Source organism: Cupriavidus metallidurans CH34, assembly GCF_000196015.1.
In the GTDB taxonomy this organism is placed as follows: domain Bacteria; phylum Pseudomonadota; class Gammaproteobacteria; order Burkholderiales; family Burkholderiaceae; genus Cupriavidus; species Cupriavidus metallidurans.
Genome location: NC_007973.1, coordinates 3,416,393 through 3,432,748, shown reverse-complemented (window position 1 = coordinate 3,432,748; position 16,356 = coordinate 3,416,393). Strand labels below are relative to the sequence as shown.

At 60.0% G+C, this 16,356-nt stretch carries 9 protein-coding genes, 2 tRNA genes and 3 rRNA genes; 11 read left to right on the top strand and 3 right to left on the bottom strand.

Features of this window, described 5'->3' with window-relative positions; translation table 11 throughout:
- Window positions 1–24: 24 nt before the first annotated feature.
- From RMET_RS15850 to RMET_RS15825, 6 genes are all read left to right on the top strand, one after another.
- A 16S ribosomal RNA gene (locus tag RMET_RS15850) occupies window positions 25–1,556 on the top strand.
- Window positions 1,557–1,619: 63 nt separating this feature from the next.
- Window positions 1,620–1,696, top strand: a tRNA-Ile gene (locus RMET_RS15845).
- 11 nt (window positions 1,697–1,707) lie between these two features.
- Window positions 1,708–1,783: transfer RNA gene (locus tag RMET_RS15840), tRNA-Ala, on the top strand.
- Window positions 1,784–2,065: 282 nt separating this feature from the next.
- A 23S ribosomal RNA gene (locus RMET_RS15835) occupies window positions 2,066–4,944 on the top strand.
- A gap of 118 nt (window positions 4,945–5,062) precedes the next feature.
- Window positions 5,063–5,176, top strand: a 5S ribosomal RNA gene (gene rrf / locus RMET_RS15830).
- The 16S, 23S and 5S rRNA genes sit together here with 2 tRNA genes alongside, the layout of an rRNA operon.
- A 262-nt stretch (window positions 5,177–5,438) precedes the next feature.
- Window positions 5,439–6,359: a DUF3047 domain-containing protein gene (locus RMET_RS15825; protein ID WP_011517644.1), complete on the top strand. Its 921-nt coding sequence runs from the start codon at window positions 5,439–5,441 to the stop codon at window positions 6,357–6,359.
- Window positions 6,360–6,365: 6 nt separating this feature from the next.
- Here the strand turns inward: RMET_RS15825 and RMET_RS15820 are convergent, their stop codons facing one another.
- Together RMET_RS15820 and RMET_RS15815 are read right to left on the bottom strand one after the other, a co-directional pair.
- Entirely contained in the window at window positions 6,366–7,391 is a 1,026-nt protein-coding gene (locus RMET_RS15820; protein ID WP_011517643.1) for a DUF2891 domain-containing protein, read from the bottom strand.
- 40 nt (window positions 7,392–7,431) lie between these two features.
- A complete protein-coding gene (locus RMET_RS15815) occupies window positions 7,432–8,625 on the bottom strand; it encodes a M20 aminoacylase family protein (RefSeq protein WP_011517642.1) in 1,194 nt (397 codons plus the stop codon).
- A gap of 409 nt (window positions 8,626–9,034) precedes the next feature.
- On the opposite strand from RMET_RS15815, the gene RMET_RS15810 reads away from it, so the two are divergent.
- The 5 genes from RMET_RS15810 to RMET_RS15790 all read left to right on the top strand — a co-directional run bounded on the left by RMET_RS15810 (window position 9,035) and on the right by RMET_RS15790 (window position 14,783).
- Entirely contained in the window at window positions 9,035–10,642 is a 1,608-nt protein-coding gene (locus tag RMET_RS15810) for an ABC transporter substrate-binding protein (protein ID WP_011517641.1), read from the top strand.
- 154 nt (window positions 10,643–10,796) lie between these two features.
- Window positions 10,797–11,774, top strand: coding sequence for an ABC transporter permease (locus tag RMET_RS15805; RefSeq protein WP_011517640.1), 978 nt, complete (start codon window positions 10,797–10,799; stop codon window positions 11,772–11,774).
- A 3-nt stretch (window positions 11,775–11,777) separates the two neighbouring features.
- Entirely contained in the window at window positions 11,778–12,707 is a 930-nt protein-coding gene (locus RMET_RS15800) for an ABC transporter permease (RefSeq protein ID WP_011517639.1), read from the top strand.
- A 16-nt stretch (window positions 12,708–12,723) separates the two neighbouring features.
- Window positions 12,724–13,722, top strand: coding sequence for an ABC transporter ATP-binding protein (locus tag RMET_RS15795; protein WP_011517638.1), 999 nt, complete (start codon window positions 12,724–12,726; stop codon window positions 13,720–13,722).
- Entirely contained in the window at window positions 13,719–14,783 is a 1,065-nt protein-coding gene (locus RMET_RS15790) for an ABC transporter ATP-binding protein (RefSeq protein ID WP_011517637.1), read from the top strand. Before RMET_RS15795 ends, RMET_RS15790 begins: the two co-directional genes overlap by 4 nt.
- A 58-nt stretch (window positions 14,784–14,841) precedes the next feature.
- Here the strand turns inward: RMET_RS15790 and RMET_RS15785 are convergent, their stop codons facing one another.
- Window positions 14,842–16,038: an ABC transporter substrate-binding protein gene (locus RMET_RS15785; RefSeq protein WP_011517636.1), complete on the bottom strand. Its 1,197-nt coding sequence runs from the start codon at window positions 16,036–16,038 to the stop codon at window positions 14,842–14,844.
- Window positions 16,039–16,356: the final 318 nt, after the last annotated feature.

The window sequence follows — 16,356 nt, the reverse complement described above, 5'->3', positions numbered from 1 at the left end:
GTGCTTCGGCACCACACAGAGATTGAACTGAAGAGTTTGATCCTGGCTCAGATTGAACGCTGGCGGCATGCCTTACACATGCAAGTCGAACGGCAGCGCGGACTTCGGTCTGGCGGCGAGTGGCGAACGGGTGAGTAATACATCGGAACGTACCCTGTTGTGGGGGATAACTAGTCGAAAGATTAGCTAATACCGCATACGACCTGAGGGTGAAAGTGGGGGACCGCAAGGCCTCACGCAGCAGGAGCGGCCGATGTCTGATTAGCTAGTTGGTGGGGTAAAGGCCCACCAAGGCGACGATCAGTAGCTGGTCTGAGAGGACGATCAGCCACACTGGGACTGAGACACGGCCCAGACTCCTACGGGAGGCAGCAGTGGGGAATTTTGGACAATGGGGGCAACCCTGATCCAGCAATGCCGCGTGTGTGAAGAAGGCCTTCGGGTTGTAAAGCACTTTTGTCCGGAAAGAAATCGCGCTGGTTAATACCTGGCGTGGATGACGGTACCGGAAGAATAAGCACCGGCTAACTACGTGCCAGCAGCCGCGGTAATACGTAGGGTGCGAGCGTTAATCGGAATTACTGGGCGTAAAGCGTGCGCAGGCGGTTTTGTAAGACAGGCGTGAAATCCCCGGGCTTAACCTGGGAATTGCGCTTGTGACTGCAAGGCTAGAGTGCGTCAGAGGGGGGTAGAATTCCACGTGTAGCAGTGAAATGCGTAGAGATGTGGAGGAATACCGATGGCGAAGGCAGCCCCCTGGGACGTGACTGACGCTCATGCACGAAAGCGTGGGGAGCAAACAGGATTAGATACCCTGGTAGTCCACGCCCTAAACGATGTCAACTAGTTGTTGGGGATTCATTTTCTCAGTAACGTAGCTAACGCGTGAAGTTGACCGCCTGGGGAGTACGGTCGCAAGATTAAAACTCAAAGGAATTGACGGGGACCCGCACAAGCGGTGGATGATGTGGATTAATTCGATGCAACGCGAAAAACCTTACCTACCCTTGACATGCCACTAACGAAGCAGAGATGCATTAGGTGCCCGAAAGGGAAAGTGGACACAGGTGCTGCATGGCTGTCGTCAGCTCGTGTCGTGAGATGTTGGGTTAAGTCCCGCAACGAGCGCAACCCTTGTCTCTAGTTGCTACGCAAGAGCACTCTAGAGAGACTGCCGGTGACAAACCGGAGGAAGGTGGGGATGACGTCAAGTCCTCATGGCCCTTATGGGTAGGGCTTCACACGTCATACAATGGTGCGTACAGAGGGTTGCCAACCCGCGAGGGGGAGCTAATCCCAGAAAACGCATCGTAGTCCGGATCGTAGTCTGCAACTCGACTACGTGAAGCTGGAATCGCTAGTAATCGCGGATCAGCATGCCGCGGTGAATACGTTCCCGGGTCTTGTACACACCGCCCGTCACACCATGGGAGTGGGTTTTGCCAGAAGTAGTTAGCCTAACCGCAAGGAGGGCGATTACCACGGCAGGGTTCATGACTGGGGTGAAGTCGTAACAAGGTAGCCGTATCGGAAGGTGCGGCTGGATCACCTCCTTTCTAGAGGCTTGTGTTCACAAGTCAAGCGTTCACACTTATCGGTTTGTTTGCTGTTACAGCCAAGGGTCTGTAGCTCAGGTGGTTAGAGCACCGTCTTGATAAGGCGGGGGTCGTAGGTTCAAGTCCTACCAGACCCACCAAGTTATCGCGCGGGGGATTAGCTCAGCTGGGAGAGCACCTGCTTTGCAAGCAGGGGGTCGTCGGTTCGATCCCGTCATCCTCCACCAGTACCTTGGGGTTGTAGTCAAAGACAAGAATTCAGGCGAGGCGCCTGAGTGTTTGTCTTTGGCTGTTGCCAACAGGCGTTAAGCCTGGCTGTTCTTTAACAATATGGGATGTAGTAAAGGTGTCGCGAGCGTTGATGAGACGCTGTAGTACAAACGCGATACCGGGTTGTGATTGTATCAACCAAAAAGTATTTAAAGTGATCGAAAGATGACTTGGAATACGGCACAAACGCGAGAACTCAGACCTATGACGGTCGTGTCCGAGAGACACACTCGTTATAGGGTCAAGCGAACAAGTGCATGTGGTGGATGCCTTGGCGATTACAGGCGATGAAGGACGCGGTAGCCTGCGAAAAGCTTCGGGGAGCTGGCAAACGAGCTTTGATCCGGAGATGTCCGAATGGGGAAACCCGGCCCGAATGGGTCATCCCTGACTGAATACATAGGTCAGGGAAGCGAACGCGGCGAACTGAAACATCTAAGTAGCTGCAGGAACAGAAATCAACCGAGATTCCCAAAGTAGTGGCGAACGAAATGGGAAGAGCCTTGTACTCTTTAGCAGCATTGTTAGCAGAACGGGATGGAAAGCCCGGCCATAGCAGGTGATAGCCCTGTATGCGAAAACAGCGTTGTGGAACTAGGTGTACGACAAGTAGGGCGGGACACGTGAAATCCTGTCTGAAGATGGGGGGACCATCCTCCAAGGCTAAATACTCGTAATCGACCGATAGTGAACCAGTACCGTGAGGGAAAGGCGAAAAGAACCCCGGGAGGGGAGTGAAATAGATCCTGAAACCGCATGCATACAAACAGTCGGAGCCTGGAAACGGGTGACGGCGTACCTTTTGTATAATGGGTCAGCGACTTACATTCAGTGGCAAGCTTAACCGATTAGGGAAGGCGTAGCGAAAGCGAGTCCGAATAGGGCGTTGAGTCGCTGGGTGTAGACCCGAAACCAGATGATCTATCCATGGCCAGGTTGAAGGTGCGGTAACACGTACTGGAGGACCGAACCCACTAACGTTGAAAAGTTAGGGGATGAGCTGTGGATAGGGGTGAAAGGCTAAACAAATCTGGAAATAGCTGGTTCTCTCCGAAAACTATTTAGGTAGTGCCTCGTGTCTCACCTTCGGGGGTAGAGCACTGTCATGGTTGGGGGGTCTATTGCTGATTACCCCGCCATAGCAAACTCCGAATACCGAAGAGTGCAATCACGGGAGACAGACATCGGGTGCTAACGTCCGGTGTCAAGAGGGAAACAACCCAGACCGCCAGCTAAGGTCCCAAAGATTGGCTAAGTGGGAAACGAAGTGGGAAGGCTAAAACAGTCAGGAGGTTGGCTTAGAAGCAGCCACCCTTTAAAGAAAGCGTAATAGCTCACTGATCGAGTCGTCCTGCGCGGAAGATGTAACGGGGCTAAGCCAGTCACCGAAGCTGCGGACGCACGCAAGTGCGTGGTAGGAGAGCGTTCTGTAAGCCTGTGAAGGTGTCTTGTAAAGGATGCTGGAGGTATCAGAAGTGCGAATGCTGACATGAGTAGCGATAAAGGGGGTGAAAGGCCCCCTCGCCGTAAGCCCAAGGTTTCCTACGCAACGTTCATCGGCGTAGGGTGAGTCGGCCCCTAAGGCGAGGCAGAGATGCGTAGCTGATGGGAAGCAGGTTAATATTCCTGCACCGTCGTATGATGCGATGGGGGGACGGATCGCGGAAGGTTGTCCGGGTGTTGGAAGTCCCGGTCCCTGCATTGGAGAAGGCGCTTAGGCAAATCCGGGCGCGGAATTCAAGGATGTGGGGCGAGCGGCCTAGTGCTGCGAAGCAATTGGAAGTGGTTCCAAGAAAAGCCTCTAAGCTTCAGTCATACGAGACCGTACCGCAAACCGACACAGGTGGGCGAGATGAGTATTCTAAGGCGCTTGAGAGAACTCGGGAGAAGGAACTCGGCAAATTGGTACCGTAACTTCGGGATAAGGTACGCCCTTGTAGCTTGACTGGCCTGCGCCAGGAGGGTGAAGGGGTTGCAATAAAATGGTGGCTGCGACTGTTTAATAAAAACACAGCACTCTGCAAACACGAAAGTGGACGTATAGGGTGTGACGCCTGCCCGGTGCCGGAAGATTAAATGATGGGGTGCAAGCTCTTGATTGAAGTCCCGGTAAACGGCGGCCGTAACTATAACGGTCCTAAGGTAGCGAAATTCCTTGTCGGGTAAGTTCCGACCTGCACGAATGGCGTAACGATGGCCACACTGTCTCCTCCCGAGACTCAGCGAAGTTGAAGTGTTTGTGATGATGCAATCTCCCCGCGGCTAGACGGAAAGACCCCATGAACCTTTACTGTAGCTTTGCATTGGACTTTGAACCGATCTGTGTAGGATAGGTGGGAGGCTTTGAAGCGTGGACGCTAGTTCACGTGGAGCCGTCCTTGAAATACCACCCTGGTTTGTTTGAGGTTCTAACCTTGGCCCGTGAATCCGGGTCGGGGACAGTGCATGGTAGGCAGTTTGACTGGGGCGGTCTCCTCCCAAAGTGTAACGGAGGAGTTCGAAGGTACGCTTGGTACGGTCGGACATCGTACCTAAAGTGCAATGGCAAAAGCGTGCTTAACTGCGAGACCGACAAGTCGAGCAGGTGCGAAAGCAGGACATAGTGATCCGGTGGTTCTGAATGGAAGGGCCATCGCTCAACGGATAAAAGGTACTCTGGGGATAACAGGCTGATACCGCCCAAGAGTTCATATCGACGGCGGTGTTTGGCACCTCGATGTCGGCTCATCTCATCCTGGGGCTGTAGCCGGTCCCAAGGGTATGGCTGTTCGCCATTTAAAGAGGTACGTGAGCTGGGTTTAAAACGTCGTGAGACAGTTTGGTCCCTATCTGCCGTGGGCGTTGGAATCTTGACGGGGGCTGCTCCTAGTACGAGAGGACCGGAGTGGACGTACCGCTGGTGTACCTGTTGTCTCGCCAGAGGCATCGCAGGGTAGCTATGTACGGAAGAGATAACCGCTGAAAGCATCTAAGCGGGAAACTCGCCTGAAGATGAGGATTCCCTGGAGGCTTGACCTCCTTGAAGGGTCGTTCGAGACCAGGACGTTGATAGGCTGGGTGTGGAAGCGCAGTAATGCGTTAAGCTAACCAGTACTAATTGCCCGTAAGGCTTGATCCTATAACCAGTGTGTTTTACCTGGTGAGTGCGCCTTGTGCCCAGGTGTGCAACACAACCCAATCTTTACTACACCCAGATTCGCCGCGCTGACCTTGGGTCAGCCCGGCAACCCCTCATGCCTGGTGACCATAGCAAGTTGGAACCACTCCTTCCCATCCCGAACAGGACCGTGAAACGACTTCGCGCCGATGATAGTGCGGACTACCCGTGTGAAAGTAGGTCATCGCCAGGCTCTTATACCCAAAACCCCCAGCCCCATAAGCTGGGGGTTTTGCTTTGGCCGGCGCGGTTTTGTTACGCGCATGTCTTTACCCGTCGTATTCAGGGTACCGGAGGATTCCTCCGGCAAAACGCATCTGATATGTTTCTCCCCATGCGTTAGCAATCTGCTGACGCGAAGTAGTCCGCAACAGTAAAGCCGCGATCGACAGTGCCCATGTTTCACAAATTGGGCTCCTGAAGCGCCGGCAAGCAATACGGGTACAGGGGGTTACATGGCCAAGAAGTTTGGGCCAGCGCTCACGATGATCGTGGGTGCATTGATGCTGACAGGCTGCGCATCAACATCAAGACAGACAATCGATCCATCGAAACTGGCTGCCGTCTCTGACGGCAATTGCAAGGCGTTCGCCGCAAAAAGCCGTCCGATGGATGCAAATTCAGGCGTAGTTCCGGATTCGCTCGAATTGGCAAATCTTGCCAGCGAGAGTGCTGCAGATGCCGAAGGCGGGGCTGACGTCGATTCCGAGCCTACGCCGCCGCCGGCGCTCTCCCAACTTCCACCGTTCTCGGCCTCCAATATGGCCAGCCCGATGCCCGTCGGGTGGCGTCCCTGGAAGATCAACCGCAACAAGACACCAACACGCTATGCGCTGACGGAAGTCGATCACCGTCTGGTGCTTCATGCAGAGGCTGACAGTTCCGCATCGGGGCTCTACGTGCCGCTGGTCGAGCGTGAGGCCGGCGCCTTGCGCTGGATGTGGAAAACGCGCGACGTCATCCGCACCGCCGATAATGGCGTCAGCCATCGGGAAGATTCGCCGCTGCGCATCTTCGTCGCCTTCGATGGCGATCGCTCCACGCTGCCGCTTCGTGATCAGTTGATGTACGAAATGGCTCGTATCACCACCGGTCGGGAAATGCCGTACGCCACGCTGATGTATATCTGGGGCGGGCGGCTGCCGCCAGGTGCGGTCGTGAATAATCCCCACACCGATCGCGTACGCATGATCATCGTCGACTCAGGTACGCGCCATACCGGCGAGTGGCGCTGCCATGAACGGGATCTGCGCGCAGATTATCGCAAGGCCTTCGGCGCCGATCCGGGGAAGGTGATCGCCGTCGGTCTCATGACCGACACCGACAATACCAAGACCAGCGCGGAGTCTTGGTATGGCGATATCACCATCGAATAACCAAAGTCAGCCGACAGCCGAATCCGTAAGGGCCAGAAGGGCGAACGTAGCCAGCCAATGGGTGGCTACGTAATGCCCTTCGACGGCTTGGGGCAGCGATGCCTCGAGATGATCCGACCATGCGCGAATCGCAAGGGGCTGGAGCACCGGCGGCAGGCCGGGGCCCAGCACCCGCCAACACCAGGCACGGGACAGATTCAGGCCATCGAGGTGGGACATCTTCGGATCGGTCCGATCCGCGACGGTCACTGGCGTGAGCCACATCGCGAGTTCGGCCTCTCCAGGCGAGAACATCTCCCACCAGTCTCCGAACGAGCAGTCGTCCAGAACGTGGCGCATCAGCACGGCCTCGACCAACCCCCCCGATAGAAACTCGTCGCCACCGGGTTCATAGCGTGCCGGATAACGCTGGTCATGTCCAAACCAGCGATGCGCCTGTCGCACGATCGCCTTGCGTAATGCAAGATGTTGATCGGACTTGGCATAGAACAGCGCCATGATGAGTGCAAATGCGCTATTGAGATGCGTGCCGGTGCGAACGGGAAAGTCGGCGATGTCGATGTAGTCGATGAGCCGCTGCGCGAGATGATCGGCCAGTGGCGCGCAGGCGGTGGCCCAACGGGCTGCCTGAGCATCGCGCGCACCAAGCGTGCGCAATTCGGCCTGCAGTCTCAGGAACCAGCCCCAACCGTAAGGCCGTTCAAACGTTCGCGATGCCGGCCGTTCGAAATACGCCAGCTCAGCCGCAATTGCTTCAGGGAGCAACTGCCTGTCCAGGGCCGCACGGATCCGATCGGCGACTGGCAGCGCAGGCCGCAGCGACAGCACGCGCACGAGCAGCCAGTGCATGTGCACCGATGAGTGCCAATCGTAGCTCCCGTAAAACACAGGGTGCATGACGACTGGCGCCGACAGATCGTCGGCGCCCACCATCAGATGGTCGACCTTATAGGGATATTGACGCGCGATGTTCTCAAGCGCCACGTGGGCAAACTGCTCCGCCGTGGCGTCATCCAGGTGCGTGTGCGTCATCGTGCGTCCGTTGTGTCTATACGGAAGGAAAAGCCGGGAATCAGGCCGGCGCCAGCCACTTCTCCACCAGCTTCACGAAGAACGACGAGCCGATTGGCAGCAGTTCATCGTTGAAGTCATAGCTCGGGTTGTGCAACATGCACGGGCCCATGCCGTGGCCAGCTTCGCGGTGCGATCCTTCGCCATTGCCGATAAACAGGTAGCAGCCGGGCTTTGCCTGCAGCATGAACGAGAAATCCTCGGCGCCCATGGTCGGCTCGACGCTGCCATCGACATTCGATGCGCCCACCAGCTCGGTGGCCACCCCCACGGCGAACTCGGCTTCGGCTGCACTGTTGATGGTCGGCGGATAGTTGCGGCTGAATTCGAACTCTATCGTGCAATCGAACGCCTGTGCCACGGCCCGCGCGACTTCCTCCATGCGGCGCTCGATCAGGTCAAGCACCGGGATCGTGAACGTTCTCACGGTGCCGCCGATCCATGCCGAGTCCGGCACGATATTGGTGGCGTCGCCTGCGTGGAACTGCGTGACGGAGATCACCGCAGCGTCGATCGGGCGCTTGTTGCGCGTGATGATGCCCTGCAGCGCGGACACGATCTGCGCGCCCGTGAACACCGGGTCGCAGCCGTTGTTCGGCATGGCCGCGTGCGCGCCCTTACCACGCACCGTGATCTTGAATTCGTTGCTCGATGCCATCAGCGGGCCCGCTGTGGTGCCGAACGTGCCTACTGGCATGCCGGGCCAGTTGTGCATGCCGAATACGGCATCACACGGGAAGCGGTCGAACAGTCCGTCCTTGATCATCTCGCGCGCGCCGCCGCCGCCTTCCTCGGCGGGCTGGAAAATCACGTGAACCGTGCCGTCGAAGTTGCGATGTTCAGCCAGGTGGCGGGCCGCGCCCAGCAGCATCGCGGTATGGCCGTCGTGGCCGCACGCGTGCATCTTGCCTTCGTGTTGGGAGCGATGGCCGAACGTGTTGGCCTCCTGCAGCGGCAGCGCATCCATGTCCGCGCGCAGGCCGATGGTGCGGCCGCTATTGCCGTTGCGAATCACGCCGACCAGGCCCGTCGTGCCCAGTCCGCGATGGACTTCGATCCCCCAGGACTCGAGGCTCTTTGCCACCAGATCGGACGTGCGCTGCTCCTGGAAGCAGAGTTCGGGATGGGCGTGGATGTCGCGTCGGAGGGTTCGGATTTCGGCTTGCGCCTGCAGGATTTCGGGGATGAGCTTCATGATGCCAGTCCAGGCGGATGGGGCGATTGGATACCCCCGATCATACGATGCCTGTACACAAAGCGCCAAAACGCGGCGGCGCCGCGGCTTGTCATGGGTCGCCTGATTCCAGCGTGATCCCTGTCTGATCTCACATGGTGCCGGCCACCAGCCATTGCCGACGCATCTGTTATGCCCCGATCGTGGCGCGGCGCAGCATTGCGGGGCAGCGCGTCCAACCGGGTGGGTTTCCCCGCATGGCGGACCCATTGCAGTGCTGGAACAGTTCATGCTTGAAGTGCCTGGCCGGCCGCGTGGCATCTTGCCTTGCAGAATCGTCGCACCAAAATGCGGCCTTCCTCACGGGCAATCGACCGACGTGGCTGATCCTAACCGTCATTTCAAGACTTCCCCCTGGGAGAATCGCGCGATGTCCCTTCGTCACATCAGGAAGGCCATCGGCAAGACGATCAACACCGTCCTGCTGACCAGCGCCCTCGGCCTCGGTTTGGCCGCGCCAGTTCACGCCGTGGATCTGAAGATCGCCATGAGTTCGCCACCGACCTCGATGGATCCACATTTCTACAACCTTTTCTCGAACATCAACGTGTCGGAGCACGTGTTCGAGACCCTGATCAAGCTTGATCCGGACAGCCGCGTCATTCCTGGACTTGCCGAGTCGTGGAAGCTCGTCAACAACCTGACCTGGGAATTCAAGATCCGCAAGGGCGTCAAGTGGCATGACGGCACGGAGCTGACCACCGAGGACATCGCCTGGTCACTGGACCGGCCTGCCACGATCCTCAACAGCCCGGGCAAGTTCGATGTGTACACCAAGGCGATCATCAACAAGAAGATCATCGACAAGTACACGATCCAGCTGACCACCAACCAGCCGTATCCGTTGATGCTCAACGACCTGACGGCGGTGTTCATGGTGCAGAAGAAGGCCACGCAGGGCCTGTCTTCCGACGACTTCGCGCAGGGCAAGGGCATGATCGGCACCGGGCCGTTCAAGTTCGTCAGCTACGCGCGCGACGATCGCGTCGAGCTGGTCAGGAACCCCGACTACTGGGGGCCGAAGCCGGCCTGGGATAAGGTGACGCTGCGCTTCATCCCGAACCCGGCCACGCGTCTGGCGGCGCTGCTGTCGGGCGATGTGCAGGCGATCGAGAACGTGCCGACGCCGGACCTGCCCAAAGTCCGCAACGATCCCAAGCTTTCGTTCTTCTCGAAGATCTCGCATCGCGTGATCTATCTGTACTTCGACGCCAAACGGGACAAGTCACCGTTCGTGACCACGAAGGACGGCCAGGCGATGGACAAGAATCCGCTCAAGGACCCGCGCGTGCGTCTTGCCATCAGCACGGCCATCAATCGCCAGGGCATCAAGGATCGTCTGATGGAGGGGCTGGCGGAGCCAACCAATAACCTCGTGCCGCCGACGATGTTCGGCTACAACCCGGCGCTGAAGACGATCAAGTACGACCCCGAGGCGGCGAAGAAGATGCTAGCCGAGGCGGGCTACCCCAATGGCTTCGGGTTGACGTTGCATACGCCGAACAACCGGTATGTCAACGACGAGAAGATCGCGCAGACCATCGCGCAGAACCTGACGCGCATTGGCATCAACACCAAGGTGGAAGGGATGCCGATGGCCACCTACTCGGCGAAGGGGATCAAGCACGAATGGTCGTTCGGCCTGCTGGGCTGGGGCGCCCAGACCGGTGAGGTCAGCTCGCCGCTGCGCGCGCTGCTAGCCTGCGAGGACTCCAAGAAGGGCTTCGGTACCACCAACTGGGGCGAGTACTGCAATCCGAAGATGGATGTGGTGCTGGAGAAGGCACTGGCCACCGTGGATGACAATGAGCGCTCGAAGCTTCTGCAGGAAGCCACGGCTATCGCCATCCTTGATGGTGGCATCATTCCGATCCATCACCAGGTGACCACGTGGGCCACGCAGAAGGGCATCGTGTACATCCCCCGTACCGACGAACGGACATACGCGCACAACTTCAAGCCGGCCGGCGCGCAATGATTCTGCCTGCACGCGGGCCTTTGATGGCTCCGGTATGATCGCGGCCCCGACTGCGTCCATGCAGCCGGGGCAATCCGCCCACGCCTTCCCCCGTGGGCCGCGAACACGCTGACGCGCCGCATGCGGTCGCCAGCGAAAGGATAGTGGTAAGAACATGCTGGTCTTCATCATCCGGCGGCTGATGCAGAGCGTGGTTGTGCTCCTCGTCATGTCGCTGCTCGTGTTTCTTGGCGTCTTCGCGATCGGGAATCCGGTCGATATCCTGATCAGTCCGCAGGCGGACCAGGAAGACATCAAACGTACGATCGCCGCGCTCGGTCTCGACAAGCCGCTTTGGGAGCAATACTGGATCTTCCTGCAGAACGCGCTGCACGGTAACCTCGGCACCTCGTTCGCGCACGGCACGCCTGCGCTCAAGCTGATCTTCGAGCGGATGCCCGCCACGCTGGAGCTGGCCGTGTGCGCGATCCTGCTGGCGATCGTGCTCGGCATTCCGCTGGGCTTGTGGGCCGGGCTCCGGCCGAATGGCATCGCCGGCAAGTCGATCATGACCGTGTCGATCCTCGGCTTTTCCCTGCCCACGTTCTGGGTGGGCCTGATGCTGATCATGGTCTGCGCGGTACAGCTTGGTTGGCTGCCATCCAACGGCCGGGGAGAAACGGTGCGCGTGCTGGGTGTGCCGCTGAGCTTTCTGACCGTGGACGGTATCCGCCACCTGATCCTGCCGGCCGTCACGCTGTCGCTGCTGAATATCGCGATGGTGATCCGCCTGACACGCGCCGGCACGCAGGAGGCGATGCTGCAGGACTACGTGAAGTTCGCGCGCGCCAAGGGCCTGTCGAACACCCGCATCGTCGGGGTGCACGTGCTGAAGAACATCATGATTCCGATCGTGACCGTGATCGCGCTGCAGTTCGGGTCGATCATCGCCTTCGCGATCGTCACGGAGTCCATTTTTGCCTGGCCCGGCATGGGCAAGCTCATCATCGACTCGATCCAGTTGCTGGACCGCCCGGTGATCGTTGCCTACCTGATGGTGATCGTGACGTTGTTCATCCTGATCAACCTGCTGGTCGACATCATCTACAGCATGCTCGATCCGCGCGTGCGGATTGCCGACAACAAGGGCTGAGCCATGAGTACTTCGACCGTACCGCAAAACGCGGCCAAGGCGGCCGGTACCGCCAAAGAGCAGACGCCGTTCCGCCGCTTCGCCAGGCAGTTCATGGAAAGCAAGCTCGCGATGATGGGGCTGGTCATCCTTGGGCTGATCATCCTGATCGCGATATTCGCGCCGTGGCTCGCGCCACAGAATCCCTATGACCTCGCGACCCTGGACGTGCTCGACGCCCGCCTGGCCCCCGGCGAGCAGGCGGGCAGTGGCATGACGTTCCTGCTGGGCTCCGACGAACAGGGCCGCGACATGCTTTCCGCGGTGATGTACGGCCTGCGCATCAGCGTGGGCGTCGGGGTGGTCAGCACCGTGATCGCGTTGCTGCTGGGCGCCACGCTCGGCCTGCTGGCGGGCTTCATCGGCGGCCGCACCGAGGCTTTCATCATGCGCGTGGCCGACCTGCAGCTTTCGTTTCCGCCGATCCTGCTGGCGCTGATCCTGCTGGCGTTCCTGCGTCCCGGCATCGGCAACATCGTCATCGCGCTGGTGGCCGTGCAGTGGGCCTACTACGCGCGCACCACGCGTAGCGCGGCGCTGGTCGAGCGGCGCAAGGAATATATCGAGGCGGCCACCTGCCTGGGCCTGCCGCCGGGGCGCATCATGTTCCGCCACCTGCTGCCGAACTGCCTGCCGCCGCTGATCGTCATCGCCGCGCTGCAAGTGGCGTCGGCCATCACGCTGGAAGCCACGCTGTCGTTCCTGGGGCTCGGTGTGCCGGTTACCGAGCCGTCGCTTGGGATGCTGATTGCCAATGGCCAGCAGTACATGCTGTCCGGCAAGTACTGGATCAGCTTCTTCCCGGGCATCGCCCTCGTGATCACGATCGTGGCGATGAACCTCGTGGCCGACCAGTTGCGCGATGTGCTCAATCCGCGCCTGCAAACGCAATAACGGACCAGGAGCCGACATGACGCAACCAACCCTGGTCGTCGAACATCTGAAAACGCAGTTCTTTACCCGAGCCGGCGTGGCGCGCGCCGTGGACGACGTGTCGTTCACGGTTGGCCGTGGCGAGATCATGGGCCTGGTCGGTGAATCGGGCTCGGGCAAGTCGATGACCGGCTATTCGATCATGGGGCTGATCGATCCGCCGGGCAAAGTGGTGGAAGGCCGCATCGCGCTGACCAGCCGGGACGGCGTGACTCGCGACCTGCGCGCGCTGACGCCCGCGCAGCAACGCGACGTGCGCGGCAACCGGATCGCGATGATCTTTCAGGACCCGATGATGACGCTGAACCCGGTCCTGCGCATCGACACCCAGATGATCGAAGCCGTGCGCGCGCACGACGATGTCAGCAAGGCCGCCGCGCGTGAGCGCGCGCGCAATGCGCTGGCACGCGTCGGCATCCCGTCGCCAGACGAGCGGCTGCAGGCCTATCCGCATCAGTTTTCCGGCGGCATGCGCCAGCGCGTGGCGATTGCGATCGCCCTGCTCAACAAGCCCGACCTGATCATCGCCGATGAGCCGACGACCGCGCTCGACGTCACGATCCAGGGGCAGATCCTGTATGAAATGCAGACGCTGTGCCGCGAATCCGGCACCGCGCTAATCTGGATCACTCATGACCTTTCCGTTGTGGCGGGGCTGGCCGACAAGGTCTGCGTGATGTACGCGGGCAAGATCGTTGAATCGGGCGACGTGCGGCAGGTGCTAGAAGCTCCCCGGCATCCTTATACCCATGGGCTGATCGACTCGGCGCCGTCGCGCAATCCGCGTGGTGTGCCGCTGCGGCAGATTCCGGGCATGACGCCATCGCTGCTGAATCTTCCGAGCGGCTGCGCGTTTCGCGAGCGCTGCCCCTATGCCACGGAGATCTGTGCCACCGAGCCGCCGCTTGAACTGTCGCCAGATGGGAGGCAGTTGCGCTGCTTCCATCCGGTACACGCCCAGCAGGAGGCCGCATGAGCGCGAATGTGATGGATACCCCGGGCGCATTGGCCTCCGGCGTGGCGGCGGAGACGGCCATGCCGCCGGCACCGCTGCTGGAACTGCGAGGCGTCTCCAAGCGCTTCGTCAAGTCGCTCGACATCGCGGCGAAAGTCGCCAATGTATTCGGCGCGAAGCAGCGCGTGGAGATCGTTCATGCGGTGGATCGTGTCGACCTCTCTATCCGCGCTGGCGAGGTTGTTGGTCTCGTGGGGGAATCGGGCTGCGGCAAGTCCACGCTGGGCCGCATGGCCGTGGGCCTGCACACGCTGACTGAAGGGGAGCGATTCTGGCGCGGTACGGATCTCGACCGGCTGCCGCCAGACCGGAAACGCGAGAAGCAGCTTGCGATCCAGATGATCTTCCAGGACCCGTACGCGTCGCTGAATCCTCGGATGCGCGTGCTCGACATCGTCGGCGAGGCGCCTGTCGTTCACGGCATGGTGGAGAAGGGCGCGCAGAAGGCGTATGTGGAAGACATGCTCGTGCGCGTGGGGATGGATCCGACCGTGCTGCGCCGCTTCCCGCATCAGTTCTCGGGCGGTCAGCGCGCGCGGATCGGCATTGCGCGCGCGTTGGCGGTCAAGCCGGAATTCCTGGTCTGCGATGAATCGGTGGCGGCGCTCGACGTATCGATCCAGGCCCAGGTGCTGAACCTGTTCATGCGCCTGCGCGAAGAACTGAACCTCACGTACCTGTTTATCAGCCATGATCTGGGCGTGGTCAAGCACATTAGCGACCGCGTGGTGATCATGTATCTGGGACGTGTGGTGGAGTCCGCGCCGACCGAGGAGGTGTTCGCCGCGCCGAATCATCCCTATACGCAGGCGTTGCTGGCCGAGGCGCCGAAGCTTGAGGTCGGCAAGAAGACTTACGTGGCGATCCGGGGCGAGATTCCGTCGCCGCTGAATCCGCCCACCGGCTGCCACTTTCATCCGCGCTGCCCGCATGCGATGCCACGTTGCAAGACCGAGCAGCCGGTACTGAAGGAGATCGCGCCGCTGAGGTTTTCAGCTTGCCATCTGAACGATCAGACCTGACTGGGTGAGTGTTTTCTCCCCTCTCACGCAGTGCGGGAGAGGGGAGCAAGAAACGCCGTCAGCGAATCACCACGCCCCGCGAGTTGATGATCGTCATCTCGACGAACTTCGAGCCCACATGGCTCTCGGGTGAGAACTGGACGATATAGCCGCCGAGGTCGACGTTACGCATGGTTTCCAGCGCCGTCACCAGGCGCTCGCGCGTCAGGTCCTTGCCCGCGCGCCGCAGGCCCTCGACGAACGACTTGGCGGCGATGAAGCCCTCGATGCTGGCGTAGTCGAAATCGTTCTGCTTGCCAGCCGCCTGCAGCAGCCGCAGGTACTCGCGCACCACCGGCAGCGTGGCATTGCCGGGGTGCGGCATTACCTGCGAGATGATCACGCCGCTGCCCTGCGGCCCCACTTCCTTGGCCAGCGCCTGGGTGCCGACGAACGACACGTTGTAGAACTGCCCACTGTAGCCGCGTCGCAGCGCTTCCTTCACGAAGGCGCCGACCGTGCGGTAGGCGCTGATCAGCACCACCGCGTCCGGCTTGGCCTTCATCGCCGTCTGCATGGCATCGCCGATTTCCACCGTGTTCCGGATCACGCTTTCCTGGGCCACCAGTTGCACGCCGCTGTCGGCCGGCAGGGCCTTGATGGCGTGCTCGACGCCGGAGAGGCCGGCACGGCCGTAAGCGTCGTCATTAAACACCACGACGATGCGCTTGAGGCCGGTGGTACGGATCTGGCGCACGATCGCGGCGGTTTCTTCCTCATAGCCTGCGCGCACATGGAATACGTAGCGGCTCTGCGGGTCGCGCAGCGACTGCGCCCCCGTGAACGGCGCGAAGAACGGGATGCGTGCCTGGTTGACCAGCGGCATCACGGCCTGGCTGGTCGGCGTGCCCACGTAGCCGAACAGGGCGAAGACCCGGTCTTCCTCGATCAGCTTCTTCGTATTCTTGACGGCCTCTTCCGGCTCGTACATGTCGTCGAGCGCCTTGAGCTCGATCTTGCGGCCGAACACGCCGCCCTGCTTGTTGATGTAGTCGAAGTAGAGGCGGGCGCCGGCGTTCATCTGCTTGCCGAGCACGGCCGTGGGGCCGGATAGCGCGGCCGACTGGCCCAGCAGGATGCTGTCGGCTGTGACCCCCGTTTCGCCAGCCGTGGTGTTGGCGGCAAAGGCGGCGCCAGTCACGCCGCAGCTACCGATGGCGCATGCCATCAGCAGGCCGGCAAATGTCCGGCGATTGACCCTAGATTGCAAAACCATGTGAATCCCCGTCAAAAAATCCGTCAACCATTCTTGTTACTGCTGTGTTGCTTCTCGGATCCGCGTCCCCTCGCGATCTGGCGTCGCTGCGGGTTCTTTCCGACCCAGGGGGCGGAACGCGCCGGCACATCATAATCGAATACAATCGGAGCCAAACAATTTCTCCCGGTTGGGAATGTTCGGACGAGGCCGTTGCGCCACAGTCACATGGCGAAACATGGAAGAGGCGAAGTTCGATTCGCCCTGACGCTGGCCCGTTCGCCGTACTTCATTGCCCACACCGGGCGCCCCACTGAAGTTATCTGCCTGCCGATACCG

What these genes read in the sequence shown, in the direction of transcription:
- RMET_RS15825 (WP_011517644.1), top strand. Translation starts at nt 5,439, where the DNA reads ATGGCCAAGAAGTTTGGGCCAGCGCTCACGATGATCGTGGGTGCATTG.
- RMET_RS15820 (WP_011517643.1), bottom strand. Translation starts at nt 7,391, where the DNA reads ATGACGCACACGCACCTGGATGACGCCACGGCGGAGCAGTTTGCCCAC.
- RMET_RS15815 (WP_011517642.1), bottom strand. Translation starts at nt 8,625, where the DNA reads ATGAAGCTCATCCCCGAAATCCTGCAGGCGCAAGCCGAAATCCGAACC.
- RMET_RS15810 (WP_011517641.1), top strand. Translation starts at nt 9,035, where the DNA reads ATGTCCCTTCGTCACATCAGGAAGGCCATCGGCAAGACGATCAACACC.
- RMET_RS15805 (WP_011517640.1), top strand. Translation starts at nt 10,797, where the DNA reads ATGCTGGTCTTCATCATCCGGCGGCTGATGCAGAGCGTGGTTGTGCTC.
- RMET_RS15800 (WP_011517639.1), top strand. Translation starts at nt 11,778, where the DNA reads ATGAGTACTTCGACCGTACCGCAAAACGCGGCCAAGGCGGCCGGTACC.
- RMET_RS15795 (WP_011517638.1), top strand. Translation starts at nt 12,724, where the DNA reads ATGACGCAACCAACCCTGGTCGTCGAACATCTGAAAACGCAGTTCTTT.
- RMET_RS15790 (WP_011517637.1), top strand. Translation starts at nt 13,719, where the DNA reads ATGAGCGCGAATGTGATGGATACCCCGGGCGCATTGGCCTCCGGCGTG.
- RMET_RS15785 (WP_011517636.1), bottom strand. Translation starts at nt 16,038, where the DNA reads ATGGTTTTGCAATCTAGGGTCAATCGCCGGACATTTGCCGGCCTGCTG.